The sequence below is a fragment of the Chengkuizengella sp. SCS-71B genome (assembly GCF_040100845.1).
GTDB lineage: Bacteria > Bacillota > Bacilli > Paenibacillales > KCTC-33759 > Chengkuizengella.
The window spans coordinates 1010273-1022579 of sequence record NZ_JAZHSH010000001.1 but is presented as its reverse complement, the minus strand read 5'-3'; the positions used below and the strand labels follow the sequence as shown (position 1 = coordinate 1022579).

General features: G+C 33.3%; 10 protein-coding genes and 2 pseudogenes. 5 read left to right on the top strand and 7 right to left on the bottom strand.

Annotated elements, in window-relative coordinates:
• Nucleotides 1-135 precede the first annotated feature (135 nt).
• Nucleotides 136-1551, bottom strand: a complete 1416-nt coding sequence (locus VQL36_RS05015) for a bifunctional UDP-sugar hydrolase/5'-nucleotidase (RefSeq protein ID WP_349248262.1) — start codon at nucleotides 1549-1551, stop codon at nucleotides 136-138.
• 66 nt (nucleotides 1552-1617) lie between these two features.
• Nucleotides 1618-2076, bottom strand: coding sequence for a hypothetical protein (locus tag VQL36_RS05010; RefSeq protein ID WP_349248261.1), 459 nt, complete (start codon nucleotides 2074-2076; stop codon nucleotides 1618-1620).
• A 285-nt stretch (nucleotides 2077-2361) separates the two neighbouring features.
• Here VQL36_RS05010 and VQL36_RS05005 point away from each other — a divergent pair.
• From VQL36_RS05005 to VQL36_RS04985, 5 genes and pseudogenes are all read left to right on the top strand, one after another.
• Nucleotides 2362-2802: pseudogene (locus tag VQL36_RS05005) on the top strand (molybdenum cofactor biosynthesis protein MoaE); the annotation flags it as partial.
• 166 nt (nucleotides 2803-2968) lie between these two features.
• Nucleotides 2969-4354: a hypothetical protein gene (locus VQL36_RS05000; RefSeq protein WP_349248260.1), complete on the top strand. Its 1386-nt coding sequence runs from the start codon at nucleotides 2969-2971 to the stop codon at nucleotides 4352-4354.
• 324 nt (nucleotides 4355-4678) lie between these two features.
• The gene (locus tag VQL36_RS04995) at nucleotides 4679-6472 is read left to right on the top strand and encodes a Kelch repeat-containing protein (protein WP_349248259.1); all 1794 of its coding nucleotides are present in this window, start codon (nucleotides 4679-4681) and stop codon (nucleotides 6470-6472) included.
• A 77-nt stretch (nucleotides 6473-6549) separates the two neighbouring features.
• Nucleotides 6550-8958, top strand: a complete 2409-nt coding sequence (locus VQL36_RS04990) for a M4 family metallopeptidase (RefSeq protein ID WP_349248258.1) — start codon at nucleotides 6550-6552, stop codon at nucleotides 8956-8958.
• Between the two features lie 221 nt (nucleotides 8959-9179).
• Nucleotides 9180-9503 (top strand): hypothetical protein, encoded by a 324-nt coding sequence (locus tag VQL36_RS04985; RefSeq protein ID WP_349248257.1) that lies wholly within the window; start codon nucleotides 9180-9182, stop codon nucleotides 9501-9503.
• A gap of 293 nt (nucleotides 9504-9796) precedes the next feature.
• Here VQL36_RS04985 and VQL36_RS04980 read toward each other — a convergent pair whose 3' ends face one another.
• The 5 genes and pseudogenes from VQL36_RS04980 to VQL36_RS04960 all read right to left on the bottom strand — a co-directional run bounded on the left by VQL36_RS04980 (nucleotide 9797) and on the right by VQL36_RS04960 (nucleotide 12288).
• A complete protein-coding gene (locus VQL36_RS04980; RefSeq protein ID WP_349248256.1) occupies nucleotides 9797-10195 on the bottom strand; it encodes a hypothetical protein in 399 nt (132 codons plus the stop codon).
• 326 nt (nucleotides 10196-10521) lie between these two features.
• A pseudogene (locus VQL36_RS04975) lies at nucleotides 10522-10623 on the bottom strand (BhlA/UviB family holin-like peptide); the annotation flags it as partial.
• A gap of 61 nt (nucleotides 10624-10684) precedes the next feature.
• Complete coding sequence (locus tag VQL36_RS04970; protein ID WP_349248255.1) at nucleotides 10685-10858, bottom strand: sporulation protein YjcZ; 174 nt, start codon at nucleotides 10856-10858, stop codon at nucleotides 10685-10687.
• A 200-nt stretch (nucleotides 10859-11058) separates the two neighbouring features.
• Nucleotides 11059-11172, bottom strand: coding sequence for a sporulation protein YjcZ (locus tag VQL36_RS04965; RefSeq protein ID WP_349248254.1), 114 nt, complete (start codon nucleotides 11170-11172; stop codon nucleotides 11059-11061).
• 801 nt (nucleotides 11173-11973) lie between these two features.
• On the bottom strand, nucleotides 11974-12288 hold the full coding sequence (locus tag VQL36_RS04960) for a hypothetical protein (RefSeq protein ID WP_349248253.1): 315 nt from the start codon (nucleotides 12286-12288) through the stop codon (nucleotides 11974-11976).
• Nucleotides 12289-12307: the final 19 nt, after the last annotated feature.

Below are 12307 nucleotides of genomic sequence, written 5' to 3'. Positions count from 1 at the left end.
TGAGCTCGTCATTCACTTTTTTTTGGGAGTATAGTGTGTTGCATTTGTTGCACAAAAAACCACTTTTTGAAATAAAATATTGATCAAAAAGTGGTTTTTATCATTCAGTGAAGTTAATTTATATTATTTCCTTGTTTAATCCTCAATCCATCTCAGATCTCTACTTCTTGTAATCTCTTCGGGATTTTGAATTTGTTGCAACAAGATATCTCTTAAAAATTCCGGTAAATAAAACTCTATGTCCTTTCCGCTTTTTAAAGAATGATATCCGATACCGAATGTAAACATATCTATCGTTCCTACTAAATATTCTTCTTCATCTTCTAATCTGTTTTCTCCTACCCATATATTGACCACTCTTTGATCAACATATTTTACCTTCAGCCCATCAAAGCTTAAGATACCTAACACTTCTCCTCTAAAACCAAAACCACGAATCGGTTTTTGTTGAAACTCAAGTAAAAGAGCTTGTTCACACGCTTCTCTAATTTGCTTCCCTTTTAACCACATTCGACAAGGGTTAATTGGAGATGGACAAATTTCGAGTAATATTTCCCGGGTAATTTTTCCATTTGTTAAACCCTTCAATATTTGACCGGAATTTACAATCCCAATTTGAGCATCTGTCCATGATCTTAGACCTTGAGCTAATAAGTTTCCTAACGAGGATTCTCTATCCCACTTAATCTCTAACTCTCTTTCAATTTCAGAGATTGGTTCACTTAATTTTTTTATTCCGATCTTTTTATATTTTTCAATCATTTCTTGAATTTTTTTATCATTTAAATAATTAGAAACACTAATTACTCTTGCAGTTCTTTTCTTTATATGACCAAGTCCAAAATCATACTCTATCTCTATCATTCCAACATATTGACCTAATTTACCAGCGGCACAAATCATAGTATTACCTATATAAATTGGTTCTTTAAGCAAGTGATGTGTATGTGCTCCAAGCACACAATCAATTCCTTGAATCTCATGTGCCATTTTTTCGTCTGTGGGCAAACCTAGATGTGATACGACAACGATAATATCTACTTGCGATCGAAGTTTTTCTACTAAAGTTTGAATCACTGTTAGAGGCTCTCTTACATCTAATCCTAACAACTCATAAAAAAGAGAGAAATCAATCGTAACACCAATAAGCCCCACTTTTAATTTCCCTTTAGTTAGTATTGAATATGGTTTTAACCAGGTTGGAATTTTTCCAGACTTTATATCGTAAATGTTACTGCCTAACACTTGAAAATCTGCATGTCTTTCATACAACTCAGACAAAAGATTTGGTTCAAATGTTAAACCCTCATTATTACCTAATGTGACAATTTCATACCCTGTATGATTTAAAACTTCTATATTGGCTAAACCATAACTTCCTTCTGTTTCGATGCGCATACGATCCATGTGATCTCCACAGTCTATCTTTAATAATTGTTCTTTAGGGAGTTTATTTTCAAATTCACGAAACACTGTTGCAATTTTGGGCATGTTTTCAAAAAAACTATGAATATCATTGGTGTGTAAAATAGTTAATTTCTGAGTATCCATATGATCCCCCTTAAACCAATAATTTCTTGTTCATCAACATATATTAATGCTATACCACAATCATAATTAGGATTTGTTTTTCATATATTGATTTTTCAGATCATTTACATCTAGTTTATTTTTAAAACCAAATGATGATTCATCCCCTAACTGTTTGTTTCTTATAAAAAACATGTTCACTATACTTTTCACATTAAGGCAATCACTAGTACCGTTAGGCACATATAATCGTATAGGTTTTCCTTTTTTTAACGGTTGTTCATTTTGCTCATATAATATAGCTGCTGAATCGAGTTCAATCCATGGAATAATGGCTTGAAATTCATCTGCAGCTTCAACTTTTAAATGAGTTGGTTTTGTCGCTTCTTTCGTCCATGATTCATACCAACTTACTAATTCAAATGCTTTTCCATCTATGCCTGGTACTCTTTCATTTATTGGAAAATGTTTTGATGCCATTTTTTTCATTTGTTCAACAGATAGGGTAAGCACTTCTGTTTTATCTTCATAAATATGTATGTTCATTTATTAAAACTCCTATCAAAATAAAATCATACTTTATTGAATTATTATACCACAGTCTTACTGCCATCTAATGGATATTTCCATATTCAAACTGTAAATTTCTTTTAAAAATTACTTAAAATGTGATTTTTAAAATGTGAATGGATTTTTCTTTACATTTAAAATAAAATGATAATATTGTAAATAGTATTAAACTATATATAAAAAGTTGATATCCCAATTCAATATAAAATAGAAAGCTGTATATTATTAGGTCTATCATAAAGGAGATTTTTCATGAATCATTATCATATTACATACGATAAAATTAGTGTAGAAGAGGTTACAAATAAAGTCATTCACCCAAACCATGGAGCTTCCATTTCATTTATTGGAACGACAAGAGAATTCACACATGGGCAAAAAACAGTACTTTTGGAGTATGAGGCATATATACCGATGGCACTTAAAACGCTTGAACAAATAGGCAAAGAAATTAATGAAAAATGGAATGGTGTTCTAATTGCCATTACCCATCGCTTAGGCCAAGTAGAAGTAGGTGAAATTAGTGTAGTGATTGCTGTATCCTCTCCCCATAGAGATGACTGCTATGAAGCAAGTCGTTACGCCATAGAACGGTTAAAGCAAATTGTTCCAATCTGGAAAAAAGAAATTTGGGAGGATGGTTCAGAGTGGAAAGGGCATCAATTAGGTCCTTGGAACCCTACAAAACCGCTAGAATCCTAAATATTATCAATTACCCAAAGTGATGATTCAAGACGTGTTTTATTTTAAAAATCACGTCTATTTTGTTTATTAATTTATTTAATAATAAATAAAGAGTACCATTTAGTTTCAAAATAATGATATACTGTGAATGTGATAAAACTTAATCAGAAAGGTGAGATGACAATTGAATAAGAAAATGGTTTTATGTTTAATGCTTGTTTGTTTACTTTTTATCCCTCAAAAAGTAAGCGCTTTCCCCGATGATACTATCAGTGCAGAAGGAATATCATATCAACAGCTATTAGAACATTGGTCACCAAGAGTATATCATGATGTTAATCCCGATTATGATGTAAGGGCAGATTTTATTACTAGATTTGACTTAGACGGAGATTGGATTTCCACCAATCAATGGGAAACGGTAGATAATGAAGCACTTGAAGCTTACGTATATACCTCTGTTTCTGAAACACAAACACATTATTTTCTAGGGTATTATTTTTATCATCCACGAGATGATGGTCCAGATTGGGGTGTTTTTGGAGATGAAGCCCACGAAAATGATTTAGAAGGAATCATGTTAGGTATTAAGAAGAACGGTGGAACTGGTGAATTTGTAGCTATGAACACAGTCAGACATAGTGATTTTTATCAATATGCTAATGGCTCGTTAAGTGAAGGTTATGAAACGATAGATGGTCCAGTCTCTCTATATAACGGTAGCCATCCAGAAATTTTCATCTCTTCAAATGGTCAATATGTTTTAAATACAACTCCTCATGGCCATGATATTCAAGCTTATACAGGTGAAGTAGGAGTAGGTAATGATGCTATCATTTATGAATATACTGGACAAGCGGAAATACCATCCTTAGTTGCCCCTAAATACGAACATGTATATGGATATGATATGTTATCTCTTGACGAAATATGGGAGCTAAAAACAAGTTATAATAATACTCCATTTCGATCTTTCGGTAGTTTTGGCTCTAGTGTAGGAGATGGAGGCGCAAATGCTCCTTGGAACTGGGCTGACACAGATCATAAAGATAATGGTTCAGTTGGTTTAGGTGTTTTTGTAAGTGATCCTGCCTACTTGTTTGATGCTCATTTTAATCAATTAGGGAATTTCTCACACGAGTATATTAACAATTCATATTGGACACATAAAATCACCATTAATTGGGTTCAACCAATCAAAGCAGAAGATTATAACAATGAAAATGATTTATACATTGATATGTGGGTAGATGGCAAAAAATATATCGGCGAAAGAGTATGGAAGAAAAACAATGCCAAGTCTAACGGAACAAAATATTATCCTGTTTGGGGTACTGATGATAATTCGATAAGTTCCATTGATTTTAGCAGTGAATCCAATACAATATATATCGCTAGAGAGCCTGGTTCAGTTATCAGAATAAAGGTTGCTGACTCGGACGGAACCAGTACAGATGATAGCCTAGGTGAAATTCAAATCTCGCCACAACCAGGTGAAACCGTTGAATTAAAAAATGTTAAAACAAGTAACGGCGGTGCATATTTAGATGTTACGATTGAGACAAGATAGTTAATTTGACATATGACATATAGAATTACGGAAAAAGGATATTCTACTCTGAATATCCTTTTTCTTAATGAATTTAATATTACAGATTTAAATAAATAGCATGATATTCTTCCCCCGTAATTTGAACTAATTTTCTCTCAAATGTAAAAGTGGGCGGACTTTTCTAGTCCCATTACCATAATGTAAAACAAAACCAAATTTAATAATTTATGTTATTTTATAACTTGAAAATAACAATCCAGTATTTATGGTTTGAATGATCTAATCATCAAATTAATGAGAGGAAGATGATTCGTGGCACGATATATCCGGGGAGTCTCAATTTTGTTTTGTTCATTTTTATTGTTATTGAGTAATTCAACAATTGATAACAACCCTCTATCAATTCCAGAAAAATTAATCACACCACCATGTAACAGTGATTCGTCAATTAAATCCGCAGGTATGAAAGAAGAAATGAACCATAAAGATCATTGGGAATTAAAAACACCTATGTTAACGCCAAGGGATCAAGTTGGATTTGCCTCAGTAAATGGAAAAACTTATGTAATAGGAGGATTTACAAGTGATAGATATCAAAGCACATCCGAAGTAGAAGAATATAATCCAGAAACGAATACATGGAGTAAAAAAGCTAGTATGCCTACCGCTAGAGGGAATTTTGGAGTTGCTGTAATCGATGGGAAAATTTATGCCATTGGAGGAAAGAATGGAACATTCTTAAATACAGTTGAAGTATATGACCCAGTTACTGATTCTTGGAGTACTAAAACCAGTATGCCAACATCTAGGGATAGTCTAGGAGTGGTTGCAGTAAATGGAAAGATATATGCCATTGGAGGATATAATGGATCCACTTTAAATCATGTTGAAGAATATGACCCTATTACTGATTCTTGGGAGATAAAAAGCTATATGCCTATAGCCAAAAGAACCCTTGGAATTGCTGCATTTGAGGGAAAAATTTATACTTTTGGAGGAGCTACAAACACTTCACCTTCATCAAAAATAGTAGAAGTATATGATCCTATTACCAATAAATGGAATACTAAAGCCAGTATGTATAATGCAAAGCATTCTCTAAGTGCTTCAACCTTAGATGGAAATATCTATGTCATTGGTAATAAATGTGGATTAGAAAATACTCAAGAAAGATATAACCCTCTCACTGATTCTTGGAGCATATCCAGTGAATCTCCTATAAATGTATCAGAATTCAATACTGTTGAATTAAATAATATCATTTATATGATTAAAGGTTCAACCCACCTTGCTTATCATCCAAATTCTAAAACTCAATTTACCTGGGAGGCAAAAAAACCCATGCCTACAAAAAGGATCTATCCAGCTGTTATTGCAGTGAGTGAGAAAATCTATGCGATCGGGGGATATAACGGAAGCTCTTTAAATTCAGTGGAAGCATATGACCCTCTCACCAATTCATGGACTACAAAAGCAAGTATGCCTACCGCTAGAAGAGGCCATGGAGTTGCTGTAGTGGATAAAAAAATTTATGTGATTGGGGGATATAATGAAAGCTTCTTAAATACGGTTGAAGAATATGATCCAATTACCGATACTTGGACTGCAAAAGCCAATATGCCTACGGCTAGAAATGGGTTAAGTATATCTGTTGTAAATGGAAAAATTTATGCAATCGGAGGAACTATCAAAGAAGGCTATTCAAATCAGGTTGAAGAATATGATCCGCTCACAAATATTTGGACTATAAAGGCTAATATGCATACGGAAAGAACTCTTTTGGGGTCCGCTGTAGTAGATGGAAAAATAGTTGCAATGGGTGGATATAATGGGAATGTTTTGAATACAGTTGAGGAATACGATCCACTCACTAATTCTTGGATTATGAAAGCCAATATGTCTACAGAGAGACATCATCTTAGGGCTGAATCATTAAATGGAAAAATACTTGCCATTGGAGGATTCGACAATAAGGGCAACATCTCAAAAATCATAGAAGAATATGATCCAATTACCAACACGTGGTTATTGAAAACGAGTATTCCTATAAATATCATCCAATTTGATTCTACTGTATTAAATGGAACCATCCATATGAGTAGAGGGTCAATCCATCTTACTTATCATCCAAAATGAAGTGGAAAAGCACCAATACTTTCGAAGAAGAAAAGCGAATAATCATCGGACAACAAAATTGAGAGGAGAAATCATCTATGAAAGGATTATCGCTGTTTTTTTTATGTTTTTTTCTATTGTTCGTCATTCATCAACCATTTCAACTTCCAAATTTAGAACCTACTGTTTCAGAAACGATTTTCATAAGTGAGAAAGCAGAAGAGCCTTTATTTATTTCTGGTCAATTAACACTCCCATCATCAAAAAATCATGAAGACGTTCTATTCCAATATTTAGATTCAAAAAAAGACCTACTCAAATTTAAAGATTCATCCAAAGAATCATTTATCATAGTTGAACAATTCGTAGATTCATTAGGTTATTCATTCTTCCGTTTACAGCAAGTGTATAACAATATCCCTGTTTATGGTGCAAAAATTACTGCACATGTCGATAAAAACGGAGTATTAAATAATATTTCAGGAACAATAATCCCAGATTTAGAAAAAAAATTAAAATTAAAACAAGAAAATATAAAAAAGCAGCAAGAAGCTAAGATCATTGCAGAGAATCATTTGTGGGATAGTTTAAATAATAAACCCATATATGAAAAAGAACCTAAAGCAGAATTGGTCATTTATTCTAAGGAAAATAAATCTAATTATGTATATATGGTTCATTTCAACTTTTATTATCCTGAGCTAGGTAATTGGATTTATTTTGTTGACACTCTCACTGGGGATATTCTTTCGCAATTTAATCAAATCCATTCCGTTAAAGGGGAAAACACCGTAGGGATAGGTATAGGAGGACTTGGACATACAAGAACATTAAATACGGTGCTATCCTCAGACTCCAAATACTATTTACAAGATAACTCAAGAGGAAATGGGATTATCACTTACGATGGATTAACGACTAGAGATCCATTCTTTGTTCTATGGCAAGATCATGATAATATATATGATTCTAAATATGATGCTGCAGCAGTGGATGCGCATTTTTTTACAGGAATAGTATACGACTACTATAAACAAGTTTTCGCTCGTGACAGTGTAGATAACAAAGGTGCTATCATGAGGGTCATTGTTCATGATGGATATAATGGGGCTCGGTCAACTGGAGGGAATGCAGTTTTCTTTGGTGATTATAGCGAAAATGGTACACCCTTGTCTTCTGGATTAGATATCGTTGCTCATGAATATACTCATGGCGTAATAGGAATGACAGCTGGTTTATTTCCTACTAATCACTCAGGTGCTATCAATGAGTCTATATCAGACATATTTGCAACATTAATTGAGTTTCATGAAAACCAAAATCCAGATTGGTTTATCGGTGAAGACGTTTTTCCCCCTTATGGTATACGAAATATGAGAGATCCAATTATAGATCATTATTCCAAATATAATGAAGATACAGGAGTACATTACAATGCTGGGATTAGTAATAAGGCAGCTTATTTGATTAGTGAAGGCGGTTATTATTCTGACATTAATATTGACGGCATTGGGAAAGAAAAATTAGGTGATATTTTCTACAGAACGTTAACTCAATATTTAAGTATGGGATCTACGTTCCAACATTTACGAACCTCAGTGATTCAATCAGCAAGGGATTTATATGGTGAGAATAGTGAAGAAGTGTCTACTGTGACAGCAGCCTTTGATGCTGTAGGTATTCCTTCGTTTACTTGGATATCTAAGACACCGATGCCTACAGAAAGAAATCAATTAGGTGTTACCGCATTGGAGGGAAAAATCTATGCAGTGGGTGGATACCACAATAAGGAAGACCTTAATGCACATGAAATGTATCATCCTGAAACCAATACTTGGGTATCCAAAGCAAGTATGCCTACAGCTAGAAGCGATCTTGGTGTAGCAGCAGTCGACGGAAAAATTTATGCTATCGGAGGTAAAAAAGGCAATTTATTTTTAAATACAGTTGAAGAATATGACCCTAGGAACAATACTTGGAGTTCTAAAACGAACATGCCAACGGCTAGAAGTGGGTTTGGAATTGCAGTTGTGAATGAAAAAATTTATGTAATTGGAGGAACAAATGGAGATCCTTCATGCATAGTTGAAGAATATGATCCAAAGACGGATACATGGACTACAAAAGCCAACATGCCTGCAGGTAAAAAGCACCTTCAAGCAGTTGAAATGAACGGGAAAATTTATATCATTGGAGGCGTACCGTTTACTAACTCATTTAATTATATTTATAATGAATACAATCCACAGACAGATACATGGCAAATTTTCAACCCCAATTTTATACCTAAGTATCATCATAGCGCTATATCATTAGATAATAAATTATATTCGTTTGGTGGTGTAAACGATGAGGGCGACATTGCCACCGCAGAAGAATATAAATTAGTCAGTATGAATTCAGAATATAATATGCCTATCTCTATGAAAAAATTTGGTTTAGCAGAAATTGATGAAACATTTTATTTAATTGGAGGATCACACCACTTTACAGCTAGGTTTGAATAATAACATGTAATCTCTAGTTCTTAGGAGTCGAAAAGGTGCTTCCAAATAATTGCCATAACAAATATACTAGAGGTCACAACCAACAAATAAATTGAAGGTTGTAACCTCTCTTTAGTTACATTTAGGATAACCGATACTCCCTTCCATTTCAAATTTGATTGTTTTTAAGGTATATTAAATAAATGAAAAATTTAAAAATTTTCATTAGTATATTGTTTTTATTGTCTGTGGTTGGGTGCCAAAATAATAGTAAAAGTGAGTCATATGTTGAATTTACACATATAAATGTATTTAATAATTTTCCAATACCAAAGAATGTAGATGAGGTTGAATCAACATCAACACATGTGAGCTTTGAAATTAAAAAAGATCATGAGATTATTAATAATACCTATATCAGACAATTGTTAAAAGATGGTTGGACAATGACTGCTGTTAATTTTGGTAAAACATATTTTATATCGAAAGAGGAAAATAGTTATTTGTTAATAATTACAAAAACGAACAATGAGAGTATTACTAGTATTACGATAAAGACTCGTTAGAAAATTGAAAAACCACCCTTCGAGGTGGTTTTCAACTTAAAAAGTCATGGAAATGTAGTTGTTCATATCTATTATAACTTATTAACATATAATTGTAAATTTAATATAAATTAGTTATAATTATACATGGCGAATTACTTTGTTGAGGTCCATCCATTGAACCTTTGGTCAGGTTGAGGGGGATGGACTTCTTATTAATTTATCTATTCCTTTATTATGATTAAGCTCTGTTGAAAGAAGTCACTGGGTTTTTGTAGTGGGAACCTTCAATGGCTTCTTTCTTATTTATGACGTTAACACAGGCAGTGTGACGATATCTTTACAAATTGATTTGGGGTAAAACCAAACGTTTCCTCTCCGAAAGGTTCATTAGGCCCCTCAGACGTAAGTGCATAAAAACTTACACAACAATTGGGATCATTTGTGCAATACATCACTTCATAGTGTTCTCCAATAGCCGTAACGTTATAATCCTTACGCGCACAAGATAGTTGGAAGGGTTCATCACTTACCACGACTCCATTATTCGCATCTGTCCAATCTATTACTTTCACGGTACCTCTACAACATTTATTGGTTGGGTTTAGTACTGAAATGTGAATAATGTCGTATTTATCAAATGTAGATACTGCGCAAGAGGTCTTGATAATCTTTGATTTTTTTGATTTTTTTGATTTTTTTAAATGATTCATTTAAACAACTCCTTATATTTATCCTTCAATTATATTGTATGCATCACCTGATACCTTTGCTTGGACGAATACCCCTTAACATTCGCACAAAAGGTTCTTCATTTGAATCTACCAAAAAGAACTAACAGTGAGGTTTTCCTTATTTCTGTAGTATAATCTTTACCCCTGACAAGAATACAATTTAATATTTCCAAAACAAGCGCCCAATCAAAACACTAATAAAGGCATATGATGGATTAAGAGTATAAATAACACTAGAACAATTTCAAAAATCAATATGATGTAAACCTCACTATTTATGTAGTGGGGTTTTAATCTATTAATTCATCTAGAGTATTATAGAGTCTATTTTCTCGGTTGTTCTTCGTCACGTAGATAAGTAACCATACAAAAAGGACGGCAAAGGGTCCCTGAGTTAAAAAATATTGACATTAAAGAACCCTGCTCTGAATTGGCAGGGTTATCACCGAATAACTTTATCTATACTTTTTACAGAACAGGGAATGGAAACCTTTCATCAAGATATGCTGCACCTAAACCACTTCTCGAATCTCCACAACATGAACCATATCTCGAACCTCCACTTGCAGCAACTAAAATGATAACTAAAAGAATAAAAAGGACTAGAACTATAGCAGCTCCAGAACCACCGTGTCCGCTCATGTTAATCCCTCCTTTCTATATATGATGTACTATATACTATGTTAGGAAATTCTACTTGATTGGATGGGTGTCCTAGGGCAAGTACATATTTTTCATAGATTAAAACCCCACAATATAAATAGTGAGGTTTCGTAGATATATATATATGAGCTAATCTTATAGATATTATGTTTCAATTTTTGTTGAAATTGTTTATTTATTTAAACAAAGATGGCAGCTGCTAAAATAATAACTAAGAGTATAAATAGAACTAAAACAATTACTGCTCCAGAACCGCCGCCACCGTGGCAACCATAACCACCGTAGTAACCCATGAAAATCCCCTCCTTTACACTTGGAATAATATATTCTATGTTCAGAAAAATATTTTGTTTGGACTGGTATTCTGATACAAGCGCACATTTTTAATATTTTGAATGAAACTTAGTAAAACCTCACTACATTGAATAGTGAGGTTTTCCGTAGAGAGATTCTAATGAGCACATAATAGTAGGTAACCAATATATTCTATGTTCATACAATTCATTTGGTATAGACAAGTGACTTGATTGTTTGAAAATGTGCTATAATACCATTTCAAATGTATAGGTTCTACTCAATAATCATTGACAACATTATTTGTTGTCGTGGATTCTGGACTTGCTCCAACATTCGGCTGGTTGTATCTAGCATTCAAATACTGTGGCTTTTAAGCTTCTAGAGCCAACAAAGATAACAATTGTTGCAAAAACCCTTGTAATTCTAAGTTCATACTTATTGACTCCAGCGCTTGGAATATTATCTACTATAGGGAAATGATCGTAGCAATAACATTCCCATTTCGTAGAAGCTCATAGGTCACTTCAAAAGATTCCGGACTCATCAAAATTCCGGGAGCAGATATTTTACCATCAAATGCAGCAATAGCTCCTTGGTCAGAGATAATTTAATGGGTGTTTGCTGCATCCCAAAGTCTCAAAGCAACAGTATTTACAGTATATATTACGCTATTTAATCTCCTTATGATTGTGTGAATACGGATATTTGAAATAAATAAGCATTGTTAATCCAATAAAAAAAGAACGTATTTCTACGCCCTTTCTGTTAACCGTTTAATCTTTCAAACTAGACTACTTCTAAATCCTATCTTGTAATCTTTTTAATGATTGTTCACTTCGCTCTTCAACCCTTTGAATGAGCTCATCTATTCGCTTACGTCTCTTTTCTATACGTTCTTTACTCACTTTTGAATCTTTCATTCTTTCTTCATATTTATCCATAGAACTTTTTAATTCTTCAAGGATTTCATTCTTTCTGTCTTTTTCCCTGGCCATGGCTTCTGATAACTCTTTTCTTAACCATTCTCTTCTATCTTCCCTTGTTTTATGATCACTGGTTTTATCCCTAGCCTTTTCTAACAACTCTTCCCTTAATTTTTCTCTGCTTTCCATTATACACCTCTCCTTTGAT

Bases quoted from the DNA above. Each gene is read 5' to 3' on its own strand.
- VQL36_RS05015 (WP_349248262.1), bottom strand. From the start codon at position 1,551: ATGGATACTCAGAAATTAACTATTTTACACACCAATGATATTCATAGT.
- VQL36_RS05010 (WP_349248261.1), bottom strand. From the start codon at position 2,076: ATGAACATACATATTTATGAAGATAAAACAGAAGTGCTTACCCTATCT.
- VQL36_RS04990 (WP_349248258.1), top strand. From the start codon at position 6,550: ATGAAAGGATTATCGCTGTTTTTTTTATGTTTTTTTCTATTGTTCGTC.
- VQL36_RS04980 (WP_349248256.1), bottom strand. From the start codon at position 10,195: ATGAATCATTTAAAAAAATCAAAAAAATCAAAAAAATCAAAGATTATC.
- VQL36_RS04970 (WP_349248255.1), bottom strand. From the start codon at position 10,858: ATGAGCGGACACGGTGGTTCTGGAGCTGCTATAGTTCTAGTCCTTTTT.
- VQL36_RS04965 (WP_349248254.1), bottom strand. From the start codon at position 11,172: ATGGGTTACTACGGTGGTTATGGTTGCCACGGTGGCGGCGGTTCTGGA.
- VQL36_RS04960 (WP_349248253.1), bottom strand. From the start codon at position 12,288: ATGGAAAGCAGAGAAAAATTAAGGGAAGAGTTGTTAGAAAAGGCTAGG.